Genomic DNA, 16,087 nt, shown 5'->3' with positions numbered 1-16,087 from the left:
GATTTATTGTTTATAATCCGTGCATAAAATGTATTTATGCATTGCGGTGACAAGCCGGCAGACTTTACGGCCTGCCGGTGTGTCACCGCATAAGAATTATTCGTTATCAGAATTGTTTACGTTCTCAATCCATTTCGCAAAATCGTCTACTTTGGGATTTTCGTAGCCGAGTTTGTATTTCTTGTTTATTCCGCATACGTCCATTTGCAGTTTCTGCGGATTAACATCCTTGATGTCTGATGTAAGATTATAGCCGCATTTGTTGAACACGGGCACCCATTCTTCAGGCACACCAATAGCCTGCCATTCTGCAACGGTGCTCTTCGGAGCCTTTTTCTCCGGGCGCATCTGCGGGAAGAACAACACTTCCTGAATAGACATTTCGCCTGTCATGAGCATAACCAGACGGTCGATACCGATGCCGATACCGCTTGTAGGCGGCATTCCGTACTGCAGCGCACGCAGGAAGTCCTGGTCGATGATCATTGCTTCGTCGTCGCCCTTGTCGGCTAGTTTCATCTGTTCGATGAATCTTTCCTCCTGGTCAATCGGGTCGTTAAGCTCAGAATATGCGTTGGCAAGCTCCTTGCCGTTTACCATAAGCTCAAAGCGCTCTGTCAGTCCGGGCTTGCTGCGGTGCATCTTTGTCAGAGGAGACATCTCTACAGGGTAGTCGATGATGAATGTTGGCTGTATGAATGTACCCTCACAGAATTCGCCGAATATCTCGTCTATCAGCTTGCCTTTGCCCATGGTGTCGTCTATTTCCATGTTGAGCTTCTTGCATACTTCGCGTATCTGGTCCTCGTCCATTCCGTTGAGGTCGTATCCTGTCTTCTCTTTGATGGCGTCAAGGATAGGCAGACGGCGGTATGGAGCCTTAAAGCTTATCACGTTGCCGTTGACTACGCTTTCGGGCTTTCCGTTTACGGCAATACATATTTTCTCAAGCAGCTGCTCTGTGAACGACATCATCCAGTTGTAGTCCTTATACTGTACGTACAGCTCCATGCAGGTGAACTCGGGATTGTGAGTGCGGTCCATACCTTCGTTGCGGAAGTTTTTGCCTATTTCGTAAACACCTTCGAATCCTCCTACAATGAGTCGTTTCAGATACAACTCTGTTGCGATACGCATATACATCTCAACGTTCAGCGCGTTGAAGTGGGTTATGAACGGGCGTGCAGATGCTCCGCCTGGGATAGACTGCAGTATTGGGGTTTCAACTTCAGTGTATCCTGCCTCGTCGAGAGAGTTTCTCAGAGTTCTCAACACGGTGGCACGTTTCAGGAATGTCTCCTTCACGCCGTCGTTGACAACGAGGTCTACATAGCGCTGGCGGTAGCGCAGCTCCGGGTCTTCAAACTTATCGTATGCCACGCCGTCTTTATATTTAACGATAGGCAGCGGCTTTAAGCTTTTCGACAGCAGTGTCAGGCTCTGTGCGTGTACGCTGATCTCGCCTGTCTGTGTTCTGAATACGAAGCCTTTAACGCCGATGAAGTCGCCGATGTCGAGCAGTCTTTTGAAGACCTTATTATACATGTCTTTGTCTTCGCCGGGGCAGATGTCGTCGCGTGTGATATAAACCTGTATTCTTCCCTTTGAGTCTTGAATCTCGGCGAAAGATGCTTTACCCATTACGCGGCGGCTCATCATGCGGCCTGCTATGCACACCTCTCTCTGCGGCTCTTCGTCTTTGAATTCCGCTTTAATGTCTGTTGAGAAAGCATTTGTTGGATACTCGGCGGCAGGATACGGGTCGATTCCCATATCGCGCAGCTCCTGAAGACTTTGGCGTCTGCCAATTTCCTGTTCACTTAGTTCTAAAACGTTCATACTTAGAATTGTTCTTTTTTGATGAATGCAAAGTCTTCTCGCTTACGGTGACTGATAGGTCTGTCAGCGGAGCAGACTTTTCATACGGTAAACAACCTGGACCTAATGCAGACAAAAGACTTTTGTCTGAAAAGATGTTGTTTGGCTTGTGCAAAAATACAAAGAATTTTGGAATATAGGGACGTTATTTTGAAGAATATCTCAAAAATATCTTAAATAGGTGATGTTGTCCTTCGGCGTAGTGTTGCGTGTGGTTCGCATTTTCCGCTTTTTGCTTTCTTTTTGATTTTTCATGACGCTCTCATACTGCATAATTCTGTATTCTAAATCTTTTTTGCGTAAATATCGCGGTATGGAGTGTGCATCCGTAAAATGCAGTATGCCAACGGTATACTGCCGTTGCAGTGCAAAGTGTGCAGCTGAAGGGTGTCCTGTATAATGTAAAAGGCCACCTTTTGCACTCTAAAAGGTAGCCTTTTACGCCTTAATATGTAGTATTTTATATGACGATTTATATTGTTTTATCCCCCCAAAAGCTATGTTTTAGCATGGCTGATGCCTGATTTTAGGCTGAAAATGGTCGTTTCCTGCGCTCAAATGGCACGTGTGCTGCCGTTCTGTTTGCTATTTTGCCCGCCTGAGAGTGCATACAGTCAACTTACGTTTTGTGCGGAATGCAGCCGGTATTCTTACATTCTGCATTCTTATGTTGCCTCCTTATACGGCCCGTCGCATATGTTGCCAGCTTGGCGTCAGACATGAGTTTCTGTCGGTTGGACGTGTTATTTTATCACCGTTGCACGTATGATTTTTATGTCTTCAATGGGGCGGTCGTTCTTGTCGGTCTCAACCCATTGTATGCTGTCGACGGTTTCAAGCCCTTCAATTACTTCTCCGAATACCGTATACTGTCCGTCGAGGTGAGGGGTACCGCCTAAGCGCTTGTAGGCTTCTCTTATTTCGGGTGTCAGTTTCACTGTTCCGCCTGTGTTCTTGTCCAGTTTCAGCTGCACGTCGTCGAGCATGCTGTCGTTGAAACGGCGGCCGTAGACGATGTAAAACTGAGATGCCGACGACTCTCTTTCGGGGTTTACATTGTCGCTTTCGCGTGCTGCTGCCACGGCTCCGCGCTTGTGGAATAGGGCAGGATACGTTATTTCGGCCTTCACCTTGTAGCTTTCGGGCGAGTCGCCAAGCAGCTGTCCCGGGGCGGCATGTCGGCTCGCGCTGTCGCCTGTCTGTATCATGAATCTGTCTATCACGCGATGAAACAGCAAGCCGTCATAGAATCCTTCCCTCACAAGCTTGATAAAGTTGTCGCGATGGCGCGGCGTCTCGTTGTATAGTGCTATGCGTATGTTTCCCTTTGTCGTTTCAAGCATCACCTCATGGCGAAGCGTGTCTGCCGTCTGTGCCTGTCCTGCAACAGACATCAGCAGGGCCAAGGCTGTTATTATAAGTGTCTTCATCTTTATCCTTTGTTTGCTGTCGTTGTTTTTATGGTCGTTTGTCGTGGCATAGTCATTCTGCAGTCTCCTCTGCATATATCCTGTCGAATATTTCTTTCAGCCGCGCAGGCTGTATTATCAGGTCTCTTATCTGCTTCAGGCTTTTCTCGTTCTCCGATCCGGGTATCCAGAGCTTGATATATCCGTGGGCTGAATACTTGTTTTCAAGATGTTCGCAGAAGCGTTTCCATTGTTCCTCTTTGTTCTTTTCTGGATAGTGGTCTATGCCATATTCTATTGTCCTTCTGAACACGGTTTCTGGCTCTAGGTCGCGGTCAGCCTCGGCCACTATCTTTCCGTAGATGCTTCGTGGCGCGTGCGAGGCTGATGCCCTGTGGTCTTCAACTGCCTCTTTCATTATTTTTATCTGCTCTGTCGAGAACCATTTGCGCAGGCGCATGTCGGCAGCCAGAATCTTTCCGCTCGTTACGTGGTGTATGGCGCGCGGCCCTTCCAGTCCAAGGTCGTGGTATGCTGCCGTGGCATAAGCCATGTTGACGTCGGCACCAATCTTCTGCGCCAGCTTGATTGAGCGGTTTATCACGCGTGTAACATGAGTAAGATTGTGAGCTTTGTCAAATTCGGCATAGCGAGGCAGTATATCTGTTTCGATAAAAGCCATAAGGTCCAGACTTACATTCTTGTCAATCATAGCTTTAAGAATCATTAATTTCTTGCAAATATACGATATAATGTTTACTTTTGCAAGTGATTCGCCCGTGGATGTTACCTGAAGCATTAATTTATAGGTGTTGTGGCTTGATAAGGGTTTTAGCCGGCAGCATGCCTTTGCTTGTCATCCCTTCTGTGCGCCATGAGGTACGCCGGCATGCCTTTCTCTTGGAGAAGGTAGTGTGTAAGGCATAGCTTGTTTACGTCCGGCGGCATTGCGGTCTGTCCTATGGGCATAATATAAAAGATTAAATCATGAACGAAAAACAAATAGATACAAACTCGGCAAAAGCGTGGATGCTGGCCTCGCGTCCGAAGACGCTTACTGGTGCAGCCGTGCCTGTTATGATAGGTTTGGCATTTGCGGCAAGAGACCTCGGGCTCGACGATTTCGGCTGGATGCCGGCCTTGTTGTGTGTGTTGTTTGCATTCATTATGCAGATTGATGCCAACTTCATTAACGACTATTTCGACTTTGTCCGTGGCAACGACGACGAGACACGTCTCGGGCCGCGCCGTGCGTGCGCACAAGGCTGGATAACACCCAAAGCCATGCGCCGTGCAATAATAATAACAACGGTGATAGCCTGCTGTATAGGCCTGCCGCTGGTGATATATGGCGGCTTGGAGATGATACTTGTCGGGGCGTTCTGCGTGGTGTTTTGTTTCCTTTACACCACATTGCTGTCATATCTTGGTCTTGGCGATGTGCTCGTGTTAGTGTTTTTCGGCATTATTCCCGTGTGTGTTACCTATTATCTCCAGACCGACAGGTTTACGTTTGAGGTGTTTATAGCCTCGTTGGCCTGCGGCTTTGTCATCGACACTTTGTTGCTTGTCAACAACTATCGCGACATCGACAACGATGCAAGGGCAGGCAAGAAGACGCTCATTGTTAGGGTGGGTGCCGAAGCCGGGCGCACAGCCTATCTCTGTTCTGGCATAATGGCATTGGTCTTTGGCGTTGCGTTTTTGCTCGAAGGACACATCTGTGCGTTCTTGCTTCCTTTCCTTTATCTCATACCACATTACGCGGCTTACCGCAAGATGGTGCGTATAAATAAAGGTAAGGCTCTCAACATGGTGCTCGGCGACACCGCTCGCAATATGTTTATCTATGGTCTGCTCCTTTCTGTGGGCGTATTGTTGAATTGGTAATAATGTCATTTTATGAGAAAAATATTATTCTTGTTCCTTTTTGCTGCGTTTTCGGCCTGTGCCGTTGCTCAGGAAACGCGCGACCCTGAAAACAATCATGTGCGTCTAACTCTTACAGACGGAAGCACGGTGGAAGGATATGTTCAGACTTATTGGGTGGACGGCAAGCTGTTTAAGCGCATGAACACATCGTTCACGTTGTCTCCTGCGCCCGACGGCAATAATGCCGTTTCATATAGCGCCGACAATGTGAGGAGTATAGATTTTATGAAAAAGACGTCGGCCAGCGGCAAGTATGACCATCTTGAGTCGCATCTTGTGGCTAATCCGTCGCTGCTTAAACCCAAGAAAACCATACGGCAGTTTGTATATAAAGAAGGTGAAAACGAAGTCGGCAAGATGTATTGGTGGAATGGGGTAGACTCGCAGAACATGCAGCTTGGCAAGATGAACATATCTACAATCTACGGCATAAGCCTTGCCGGCGACAGCGTTGTGGTTCCGTTCATGACGGGCAATGTCATAAGTCTTAATGCCATGCGCATACGTTACAAGAAGACAAATCCTGAACTTGTTGACTATGTGGACAAGCGTGTGCTTAAGGGTGGCAAACGGTTGTGGGAGACAATAGCCGCTGAACCAATGCTGTTTTTAGAGATTTGCAAAGATTTCTTTAATAAAAAGAAGAGCCTTTAAGGCCGTTGTCTAGTTGATGCTGACCGGATGGCGTGGTCATGGATGCCGTTCGTTTTAATTAAAGAAATATTAATATATGCCCTTCAATTTATTATTTCTGATTTTGTGTTGTCGGGATATTTAATTACTTTTGCACGATTTTATCAGCCCGCAGGGGTAAGATAAATATAGTTTTTTATCAGATTTAATTTTATAAAGGATAATATGAGAAGTAGAACATCAACATGGTTTGAGTGCAAAATACGTTACGAAAAGACGATGGAAGACGGAAGTCAGAAGAAAGTAACGGAGCTGTATGTTGTCGATGCGCTCAGTTTTACAGAGGCAGAGGCAAGCATAATTGAAGAAATGTCATCTTATATCAGTGGCGAGTTTGAGGTTAAGGATATTAAGAAAGCCGCTTATGGTGAAATCTTCTTCAGCGACTCTCCTTCTGCCGACCGCTGGTACAAGACCAAACTGCAGTTTATCACCATTGACGACAAGACTGAAAAAGAGAAAAAGTCTAACGTAAATTATCTCGTTCACGGCAGCACATTGCCAGGAGCTGTAAAGAGCATCGACGAGGTTATGGGCGGAACAATGATCGACTATGTTATCGCCAGTATTGCTGAAACTCAGATCATGGACGTGTTTGAGCACAATCAGATGCTGAAGAAGCCTGAAGTTGACGACAAACCTGAGTATGAACAGGACGGACAGAAAGCGGAGGAGGCGCTTCAATAATGAATGTTGACGTTGCGGCTAATCTGAAAAAAATAACCGACACTCTGCCTCAGGGCGTGCGCCTTGTGGCCGTGAGCAAGTTTCATCCCGATGAATATGTCGAGGCTGCATATAATGCCGGGCAGCGCGTTTTCGGTGAAAGTCATGAGCAGGAACTGTCAAAAAAGCAGCAGACCTTGCCTGATGACATCGAGTGGCACTTTATAGGACATCTTCAGACCAATAAGGTGAAATACATAGCACCTTATATTTCGATGATTGAAGCTGTCGATTCTCTGAAACTTCTGAAGGAGATAAACAAGCATGCCGCAAAGCATGACCGCGTAATCAAGGTGCTGCTTGAGCTGCATATTGCCGAAGAGGCAACCAAATACGGGCTCACCCTTGATGCCTGCCGCGAGCTACTTGAGGCAGGTGAGTGGCGCGAGCTTCACAATGTTCAGATCTGCGGCTTGATGATGATGGCCTCTAATGTTGACGATGAGGATCAGATTAGGCGCGAGTTTAACACGGCAGCCGAATTCTTTGATGAGGTTAAGGCCCGTTATTTTGCCGATGATGATGCTTTCTGCGAGCGTTCATGGGGAATGAGCGACGATTATCAGATTGCCGTTCAGTGCCGCAGCACGATGGTTCGTGTAGGTACAGCCATCTTCGGTCCGCGTGTATATTGAATGAAAATAATATACCTTTTGGGGACGGACATGTCTGAGAACTCTCGGGCAGTTCGTCCTTCTTTATTTTACTGAAGTAATTTAGATTAAAGACACAGATATTATGAAGGTTTTATTGGTAAACGGAAGCCCTAAGGCTAACGGATGCACACATGCCGCTTTAGAGGTTGTTGCAGGAGAGTTGGCCAAGTGTGGCATTGATACAGAAATATTCTGGTGCGGCAATAAGCCCATAATGGGCTGTATAGGCTGTGGAAAGTGCAGCCAGACAAAGCGCTGTTGGTATGACACAGACACTGTGAACAGATTTCTTGAAAAGGTTGACGAGGCAGACGGATTTATCTTTGGCACTCCTATTCACTTTGCCGGTCCGTCGGGTTTCATAAAGCCGTTTATGGACAGGGCGTTCTGCAGCAAGGCATCGCTTTATACCAACAAGCCGGCAGCAACGGTTGTAAGTTGCAGACGTGGCGGCGCCTCTGCCGGATTTGACGACCTTAACAAGTATTATGGTATATGCAACATGCCTACAGTGCCTTCTGTTTATTGGAATCAGGTGCACGGCAATAAGCCGGAAGACGTGTTTATGGATGAAGAGGGCATGCAGACCATGCGTCGTCTTGGGCAGAACATGGCCTGGCTGCTTAAATGTATAGAGGCAGGAAAGAAAGCCGGAGTAAGTCTGCCGGAAGTTGAACCTACTATACGCACCAACTTTATAAGATAACTGCTGTTGTCTTTTTCAGCAGATATTTCCGTTGCTGTTGTTATAGTTATGGTAAAATATCTTACGAAAAAACTCATCACACATAACATTCGTCAGTAAGTTGCTTAAACTCAGATTGTTGTCGTGTGATGAGTTTATGATTCAAGTCATCACGCCATAATATATTAGTAGCCAGATTGTTACATGCCTTTGCGATGAGTGATGACTTTTTATGCTAAAAAACATTTGCTCACGTTCTTTAGTGTGAGAGCATAGGTTTCGTTTTGCGATTAATGCCAAATGGAGCTCTCAAAGGGCATCTTTTGTATTGCAATATGCGGCTTGTTGTATTGTGCTTGGATATGCCCGCTTTGATGTAACTTTTACCGTCTTTCGTTCTTTTCGAAGAAATATTGTCCCTTATTCTTTGTCCTGCCGCCGTATTCTATGGCATGTTTGGGACAATGATGATAGCAGGCGAAGCATGACAGACACGAACCGTTATGCTTCCATTTAGGCATGGAACCCTTACTCCAGATTATGTCGTTTACAGGACATGCTTCGGCACATTTGCCGCATCTGATGCATAAGTCTTCTGTTACATGGAATGGCTTGTCTGTTATAAGGTGCTTTACGAAGAAACTGCCGATGAGACGGCTGTTTATTTTTGGCCATCGCCCTATGACAAGGTCTTTTACGCCAGTCTGGCGCTTCATGATCATATCAGTAAAACGTTCAAGGTCTTCTGTCGCCTTTTCTTTTTTCTGTTTTTCTTTGTCGCGTGTGTCAACATCCATGAAGGGCAGACCGACATACGATTCGGGCATGATGAGCGAGAAGGCGCTGTCTAGATGAACACCAATTCTTTTGAGGTCTCTTTCGAAAATGTCAACAGCCTCGCCGACGTTGTCGCCAGTTGTACAAAGGACATAGCAATAGTGGCCTTCAGCATTTATTATTGAAAGCCTTCTGATGAAATTTCTTACAATGAGTGGCGGCCGCCATCCATGCACAGGAAAGCAGAAGCCAAGGCGTTCGCCTTCCTCGAGTTTGTAGCTTACATCGGTTCCGGCGATGTCCGTTATGTCAATGAGCTTTTCGCCAGTCTTTTCACTGAGTGTGGTGGCTGCCCATCTTGTGTTTCCTGTTCCTGAGAAATATATAATCATATCGCAAAGATAATGTAAAGCCGGCGCAAAACAAAACGAAAGCCGCAGTTTTTTCTTTTTGTTATGTTTTGTAATGGTCTTGGGTGTTGTTTTAAATAAAATAGTCGTGACATGTTTGTTTCCTGTCTGTGCTTTTAACGTAAATATTATAACTAAAAACCTTATGCCATGGTGGTGGCTTTAGAGATAAATTTGTATATTTGCATAACTGCAAACGGCTATTCAGTATAGTCTTGTTGGCCTTAATAAATGAAAACAAACGGACAAATACAGCTTTATCCTGTCTTGCGTGTGGCTTTGTTCCTTGTAGCAGGCATTGTGTCGGGCGAGCTTCTTTATGGGGCTGTGTCTTGTGATGCGTGGTTTGCGGCGACGGCTGTGTCTTTAATGTTTGCTTTATTAGCGTATAGGAATTGTGTATTTCAGACTGTTCTTATATTTCTTACTTGCTATTTCCTCGGAGCCATGCTTGTTGGTAGGGAATTGGATGAAGTCAATATGTCCGTGCCCGGGGAAGATACGGCATATTCGGCTGTGGTGGTCAGTCAGCCTGTCGTTGCGGGAAAAGTCGTGAAATGCGACTTGATAACGGTAAATACGCATCGTCCTATGAAGATAAAGGCCAGCATATACAGAGACGGACGTGCAGACAGACTGCGTATAGGCAATGGTATAGAGGCTGTCTCGTTACTTGAAAAGCCAACAAATTATGCTGGTACTGATTTTGACTATGCGCGGTATTTGCTTTATCACGGATATGTTGCCACCACATTTATATATATAGACGAATGGAAAGGGGCTGCGGTTGACCTCAGTCGGCTGTCTGTTGTTCAGCGTGCACGCATATCCGCATTAGTTTTCCGTGACAAACTGCTGCAGCGTTTTAGTGACATGGGCTTCAACGGGCAGGCGTATGCCGTGCTGGCGGCAATGGCGTTAGGCGATAAATCCTCGCTCTCGGATGAGTTGAAAGAGGAGTATTCTGTGTCGGGAGCGTCGCACGTACTGGCTTTGTCGGGTCTGCATCTCGGCATAATCTACGCAATATTGTCGCTGTTGTTTTCGCGCCGCCGGTGGCAGATTGTTTCTCAGGTGCTGATTCTGCTTGCAATATGGTCTTATGTCTTTATCGTGGGTATGTCAGCTTCCGTGGTTCGTTCAGCCGTAATGCTTACGGTCTATTCGTTTGTAAGCTTGCTTAACCGCAACAGACTGTCGCTCAACACGTTGTCTGTGGCTGCTGTTGTCATATTGGCCGACAGTCCGCTATATCTTTATGATGTAGGCTTTCAGATGTCGTTTGCCGCCGTATTGTTTATCATCATATTCTATCGTCAGCTCCTGGAAGTTATGCCCGGGAGCATCCGCAACATTCCTATAATAAAACAGATATGGCAGATGACGGCTGTATCAGTGGCTGCACAGATAGGAGTGGCCCCGCTGATAGCGTTTTATTTTGGCCGTTTCTCATGCTATTTCCTCCTTACCAATATGATTGTAGTGCCTGCAGCCACAGTTATCCTTTATGGGGCTGTACTGACGGCTGCTGTGAGTTTCCTGCCTTGGCTTCAGACGTTGTTGGCCGGACTGCTGCTTAAAGTGGTGATATTGCTTAATGCCTGCGTATCCTTTGTGGCGGCTTTGCCCGGGGCAAGTGTTGACGGCATTAGGATAGGACTGCTGCAGCTGCTTCTTATTTACATTCTGATATTTGCTTTGTCTGTGTTGGGGCATTATTGCAGGAAGATGATAAGATAAGTATCTGTGCCATTGTGCCGGCGAGTTTAGTCATAAAAACTTACGGAAGGAGAGCTGTAAAGGCTTATGGAAATGTCCGTCAAGATGATTTATTTGTTTTCTTTCGCTCGTCAATATATCTTTAGTTTATGAAAAATATGTAATTTTGCACACGGATTATTCATATAGTGCGTAATACATGCAGAGATATTTTGTTTATTTTAAATATGACGGCACGGCTTATCACGGATGGCAGGTACAGCCCAATGCCGTTTCTGTTCAGGAAAAGTTGCAGGATGCCTTGTCAACTCTTCTGCGTGAAGAAATACAAGTGGTAGGAGCAGGCCGTACAGACACCGGTGTTCATGCCAGAATGATGGTGGCTCACTTTGACACGGATAAAGATATTGACGGGCCACAGCTGGTATATAAGCTGAACAGACTTTTGCCGAGAGATATTTCTGCAGATAAGGTTATTCCTGTCAGTCAGGATATGCATGCTCGTTTCAGCGCCAGGTCGAGAACCTATCATTATTATGTTCATCAGCATAAAGATCCGTTTTTGCGCCATTACTCATGCGAACTTTTTTACGACCTTGATTTCGAAAAGATGAATGAGGCGGCCGCAATGCTGCTGGAGTATGACGACTTTGCCGCATTCTGCAAGAGCAACACCGACGTGAAGACCACTTTGTGTGATGTAACAGAGGCCAGATGGGTGAAGGACGGCGAGTATAGTTGGCATTTTGTCATTACGGCCAACAGATTTCTGCGTAACATGGTAAGGGCTGTTGTAGGGACTTTGGTTGATGTTGGCCGAGGGCGGATAAGCGTGCAGGATTTCAGAGCTGTTATAGAAGGTCGCCGGCGTTCGGGTGCCGGTGAGAGTATGCCTGGCAATGCTTTGTTTCTGGAAAATATCGAATATTAAGCCATAGCGGCTATAATGTAAATAGGTAAATATAATTTTTAAGGTAAATGTGGTTATTATTAGCTTTTATGTCGGCAGCCCTGTTGGGCTTTTACGACTCGTTTAAGAAAAAGGCATTAGACGGCAATGCCGTAATACCGGTGTTGTTTCTCAACACGCTGTTTTCATCGCTTATTTTCCTTCCGTTCATAATCCTTTCGTATAATACGAATGTTCTTGACGGAAGCATATTTCATGTAGGAGGCGGAGGATGGGAAGTTCATAAATATATTGTCCTGAAAAGTCTCATTGTCTTGTCCTCGTGGATTTTCGGATATTTCGGAATGAAGCATCTGCCCCTGACCATAGTAGGGCCGATTAATGCCACTCGTCCGGTAATGGTGCTGGTCGGTGCGCTGCTGGTGTTTGGCGAGCGTCTTAATGTATATCAGTGGATAGGTGTGGCTCTTGCGGTGGCGTCATTTCTTATGCTCAGCAGGAGCGGAAAGAAAGAAGGCATTGATTTTAAGCACGACCGCTGGATATATTTCATCGTGCTTGCTGCCGTACTCGGTGCTGTAAGCGGACTTTACGACAAGTATCTTATGGCTCCGGTAAGCCAGGGCGGAGTAGGGCTTGACACGATGATGGTGCAGAGCTGGTATAACATATATCAGTGTGTCATGATGGGCATCATGCTGGTTGTGCTATGGCTGCCAAAGTCAGGGCAGACCACGCGGTTCAGATGGGACTGGTGCATAATCCTTATAAGTATTTTTCTTAGTGCGGCCGATTTCGTTTATTTCTATGCCTTGAGCATTCCCGGAGCAATGATAAGCATTGTCTCTATGGTAAGACGTGGAAGCGTTATTGTGTCGTTCCTGTTTGGAGCAGTGCTCTTGCATGAGAAAAACTTAAAGAGTAAAGCTGTTGACCTGTTGCTGGTATTGCTCGGAATGCTGTTCCTGTATATAGGTTCTAATTGACACCATTAATTAGCGATATGTGTAAAATACGGCTTTTTATTTTGTGTTTTGATATAAAAAGTTTATTTTTGCATTCAATTAATAAGATGGAAATTGTTTTATGAAGCAAAATATTTTTAAAGGTTTAGGCATAGCTTTGGTTACTCCTTTCGCCTCAGACGGTTCGGTTGATTATGATGTCCTGAAAAACTTGTTGGACTATCAGCTGAAGAACGGCGCCGATTTCTTTTGTATTCTTGCCACAACAGGAGAAACTCCTACGTTGACAAAAGATGAAAAGCAAAAGATTAAAGAGCTTGTTGTTGAAAAGGTGGGTGACAAGGTTCCAATCTTGATTGGATGCGGAGGAAACAATACGGCTGATGTTGTAAACGAGCTTCAGACGGCAGATTTCTCTGGCATTGACGGCATATTAAGTGTTTGTCCCTATTATAACAAACCGTCTCAGGAAGGTTTGTATCAGCACTTTAAGGCTATAGCCGGGGCAACAAATATGCCTGTTGTGCTTTATAATGTACCCGGACGGACGGGCGTTAACCTTAAGGCTGAGACAACAGTGCGCCTTGCACGTGACTGCGAGAACATTGTAGCCATAAAAGAAGCAAGCGGAAGTCTGGAACAGGTGGACGAAATTATTAAGAACAAACCGGACGGCTTTGATGTCATCAGTGGTGACGACGCACTCACGTTCCCGATGATAGCATGTGGCGCAGCCGGTGTCATTTCGGTTATCGGCAACGCTCTGCCTAAAGAGTTCTCACGTATGATACGTCTTGAGATGAAAGGCGAGATAGAGAGTGCAAGAAAGATACATCATAAGTTTACAGATTTGTTTAATCTGTTGTTCGTTGACGGCAATCCGGCAGGAGTGAAGGCCATGCTTCATGAAATGGGCATGATCGAGAATGTTCTCAGGCTTCCTCTTGTGCCAACCCGTCTTACCACGATGCAAAAGATAAGCGACTGTCTGAAGTTCAGACTGTAATCGCATTTTATAAAGAAACGAGTCTTTTTATCTTAAATAGCAGGCGAAAATGTTCGCCTGCTAAATTATTAACCTTATTTCATATATTTGCTATGAAGAAAAATTTCATAATTGTAGCAGCATCAGTGATGGCACTGATGTCGTGTGGCGGTGGAGAAAAATTATATACAGAGGAACAACTGTTGGGTGAATGGCATGAAGTAATGCCGGTCAACAAGCATATTGTGCAAGGCATGTTGCTCGATAAAGCAAACAAGGCCTCTTCTGTAGGAATGGCTACATTAAAATATAATAATTGGAAGTTGGTCAAAGGAAAACACAAAAAAAATTGTATTGTGTTGTGTGGCGAAAGCATCGGGAATGGACAGACCATACAGTTTTGTGACACCCTTAATATAATAGCATTGCAGAACGACATGCTTACCTTGGGAAAGGGTGAGATGTATAGGATAGAGTATCGTCGTGCGCAAGAGAACACTACGCCTCTGATTGGTGGAAGTGATGCGGCGATGGGGTATACCTATTCAAAAGTCTTGGACAAGAAGATAAGAATATTTGAAACCGGAACCCGTTTGTTGTCAGCCGTAGACCAATATTCATCATCCGCAGCTTATGTCGTATTCTCTTCTGATTCTGCTAAGGTTGAAGTGTTTATGCCTGAAGAGACTGTTGTCCTGGAGAAACGTGTGCGTCCTGATGGTTCTGCTGTATGGAATGTCGAGGATGATGATTCGTATATGCTGGAGAAGAGCAACGACGAGTGGATTGTGTCACGGAGAGGTAAAGTTGTTTATTCTTCTACCGGTTTTGAGAATATAATAAAGGCTGATTTTAAAAATAATAAAGGTGAGCAACTTGCAGCTAAGTTCTTTACAAAGGCCGGAGTCGCACAGGTAACCTATTTAGGCGTTGATAATTTGCTTTACCAGTATGTTACGGCATCGGGCTATGGATATAAGAATTCTTTTATTGATATAAGAGGCAAGGGTAAAGACATGACACTGACTTTTGTCGGGAAGGATACTTCTGTTGAGTTTACCGAACAGTGACATGCTGCGCTCCTTGCGGCAGTTGTGAGTGCGTAATTTGAGTTTGACATGAATACATTAATGAATGCCGATATTATGGCATGGATAATTAATCAGATGTATTTGCTATGTCAGACGTGTCCGAACTTGGATGTAGTATTGCGGATATTCATTTCGGTCAGAAAAACTATAAGAAAATATGCTTATATGTCTTATAGATAGCTTGAATATACATTTGATTCTGAATAAACTTTAAGTGAAAGACTGCTTACAGGTTTTAAATCATTAACCTATTGTTTTCGTGTCGTAACTCAGTCACTTTCGGATAAAAAGTGGCTGAGTTACGACACGTAGATTAATGACTTTTTGTTACTCATGCAGTGACTTTGTAGATTAACCACAAGTAGGGCATTTAGATTCTGCAAGGTTGCCGTTAAATGTTTTTATTCTGAAACAGGGTTGAACCAGGACGCTTGTTGATGACATCTCTAGTTTTACTACTTGTCTGTATCAGTCTGTCGTTATATTTACGTGAGCTTTGTTTATATAAATATAAAAGGGGATGTGCCGAAGACACATCCCCTTTTGTCGTATTATTTTTGTTTATTAATAGTTTCTTGCTTCAATCTGGAAGTAAGCCTGAGCGTGGTTGCAAACCGGGCAGATGCTAGGAGCCTCTTTTCCGATTACAATGTGTCCACAGTTAGAGCATTGCCAGATGCAGTCTCCGTCCTTAGAGAATACCATCTTGTCCTGAATGTTTTTCAGAAGCTTGCGGTAGCGCTCTTCGTGATGTTTTTCAATTTCAGCTACGCCTTCGAATTTAGCAGCAATCTCGTCAAATCCTTCCTCACGAGCTTCTTTTGCCATACGGGCATACATATCTGTCCATTCGAAGTTCTCACCGGCAGCAGCATCAGCAAGGTTAGCTTCTGTTCCGTTGATTTTGTTTCCGTTCAGATATTTATACCATAATTTTGCGTGCTCCTGCTCGTTTTTTGCAGTCTCCTCGAATATGGCGGCAATTTGTACATATCCGTCTTTCTTTGCTTTAGATGCAAAATATGTATACTTGTTGCGTGCCATTGATTCACCTGCAAATGCTTCCTGAAGATTCTTTTCTGTCTTTGTTCCTTTTAATTCTTTCATAATCTTTTTGTTTTTAATTGTCTGTTAAATCAGATATAAAGTATTAATTTTCAATTTATGATTTTAATGCCAATGATTATATATGTGGTACATTTTCATTTAAGACATTTATGTAGGCAAAGATATTCAATAATATTGAAACAA

General features: G+C 44.8%; 15 protein-coding genes. 10 read left to right on the top strand and 5 right to left on the bottom strand.

The annotated features are described in order from the left end of the window. Nucleotides 1-96: 96 nt before the first annotated feature. From lysS to ACZMIG_RS10735, 3 genes are all read right to left on the bottom strand, one after another. Nucleotides 97-1,839 (bottom strand): lysine--tRNA ligase, encoded by a 1,743-nt coding sequence (gene lysS / locus ACZMIG_RS10745; RefSeq protein ID WP_021854169.1) that lies wholly within the window; start codon nt 1,837-1,839, stop codon nt 97-99. 782 nt (nt 1,840-2,621) lie between these two features. Further along, nucleotides 2,622-3,308 carry a peptidylprolyl isomerase gene (locus ACZMIG_RS10740; protein WP_487889545.1) on the bottom strand — a complete coding sequence of 229 codons (687 nt, stop codon included), beginning with the start codon at nt 3,306-3,308 and terminating at the stop codon, nt 2,622-2,624. A gap of 52 nt (nt 3,309-3,360) precedes the next feature. Next, the gene (locus ACZMIG_RS10735; protein WP_053398468.1) at nt 3,361-3,999 is read right to left on the bottom strand and encodes an HD domain-containing protein; all 639 of its coding nucleotides are present in this window, start codon (nt 3,997-3,999) and stop codon (nt 3,361-3,363) included. 275 nt (nt 4,000-4,274) lie between these two features. Here ACZMIG_RS10735 and menA point away from each other — a divergent pair, with 275 nt between their 5' ends. From menA to ACZMIG_RS10710, 5 genes are all read left to right on the top strand, one after another. Beyond that, nucleotides 4,275-5,177: a 1,4-dihydroxy-2-naphthoate octaprenyltransferase gene (gene menA / locus ACZMIG_RS10730; RefSeq protein ID WP_021854166.1), complete on the top strand. Its 903-nt coding sequence runs from the start codon at nt 4,275-4,277 to the stop codon at nt 5,175-5,177. A gap of 12 nt (nt 5,178-5,189) precedes the next feature. Beyond that, the gene (locus ACZMIG_RS10725; protein WP_487889540.1) at nt 5,190-5,873 is read left to right on the top strand and encodes a hypothetical protein; all 684 of its coding nucleotides are present in this window, start codon (nt 5,190-5,192) and stop codon (nt 5,871-5,873) included. A 204-nt stretch (nt 5,874-6,077) separates the two neighbouring features. Continuing rightward, on the top strand, nt 6,078-6,599 hold the full coding sequence (locus ACZMIG_RS10720; RefSeq protein ID WP_021854164.1) for a DUF4494 domain-containing protein: 522 nt from the start codon (nt 6,078-6,080) through the stop codon (nt 6,597-6,599). Continuing rightward, nucleotides 6,599-7,273: a YggS family pyridoxal phosphate-dependent enzyme gene (locus tag ACZMIG_RS10715; protein ID WP_125104025.1), complete on the top strand. Its 675-nt coding sequence runs from the start codon at nt 6,599-6,601 to the stop codon at nt 7,271-7,273. Before ACZMIG_RS10720 ends, ACZMIG_RS10715 begins: the two co-directional genes overlap by 1 nt. A 103-nt stretch (nt 7,274-7,376) precedes the next feature. Continuing rightward, nucleotides 7,377-8,000, top strand: coding sequence for a flavodoxin family protein (locus ACZMIG_RS10710; RefSeq protein ID WP_021854162.1), 624 nt, complete (start codon nt 7,377-7,379; stop codon nt 7,998-8,000). A gap of 362 nt (nt 8,001-8,362) precedes the next feature. Here ACZMIG_RS10710 and ACZMIG_RS10705 read toward each other — a convergent pair whose 3' ends face one another. Beyond that, nucleotides 8,363-9,148: an EFR1 family ferrodoxin gene (locus ACZMIG_RS10705; protein WP_288172576.1), complete on the bottom strand. Its 786-nt coding sequence runs from the start codon at nt 9,146-9,148 to the stop codon at nt 8,363-8,365. Nucleotides 9,149-9,397: 249 nt separating this feature from the next. Between ACZMIG_RS10705 and ACZMIG_RS10700 the strand changes: the two genes are divergently transcribed. From ACZMIG_RS10700 to ACZMIG_RS10680, 5 genes are all read left to right on the top strand, one after another. Next, on the top strand, nt 9,398-10,906 hold the full coding sequence (locus ACZMIG_RS10700) for a ComEC/Rec2 family competence protein (RefSeq protein WP_487889539.1): 1,509 nt from the start codon (nt 9,398-9,400) through the stop codon (nt 10,904-10,906). A 178-nt stretch (nt 10,907-11,084) separates the two neighbouring features. After that, entirely contained in the window at nt 11,085-11,816 is a 732-nt protein-coding gene (gene truA, locus ACZMIG_RS10695; protein WP_302023626.1) for a tRNA pseudouridine(38-40) synthase TruA, read from the top strand. Nucleotides 11,817-11,863: 47 nt separating this feature from the next. Next, nucleotides 11,864-12,781, top strand: a complete 918-nt coding sequence (locus tag ACZMIG_RS10690) for a DMT family transporter (RefSeq protein ID WP_021854158.1) — start codon at nt 11,864-11,866, stop codon at nt 12,779-12,781. Nucleotides 12,782-12,881: 100 nt separating this feature from the next. Beyond that, nucleotides 12,882-13,766, top strand: coding sequence for a 4-hydroxy-tetrahydrodipicolinate synthase (gene dapA / locus ACZMIG_RS10685; RefSeq protein WP_021854157.1), 885 nt, complete (start codon nt 12,882-12,884; stop codon nt 13,764-13,766). A 92-nt stretch (nt 13,767-13,858) separates the two neighbouring features. Beyond that, complete coding sequence (locus ACZMIG_RS10680) at nt 13,859-14,815, top strand: lipocalin family protein (protein ID WP_482683527.1); 957 nt, start codon at nt 13,859-13,861, stop codon at nt 14,813-14,815. A gap of 585 nt (nt 14,816-15,400) precedes the next feature. Here the strand turns inward: ACZMIG_RS10680 and rbr are convergent. Further along, nucleotides 15,401-15,943 (bottom strand): rubrerythrin, encoded by a 543-nt coding sequence (gene rbr / locus ACZMIG_RS10675; RefSeq protein WP_021854154.1) that lies wholly within the window; start codon nt 15,941-15,943, stop codon nt 15,401-15,403. Nucleotides 15,944-16,087: the final 144 nt, after the last annotated feature.

This window comes from Xylanibacter sp. (assembly GCF_057607445.1).
This window is presented reverse-complemented; position numbering and strand designations above follow the sequence as displayed.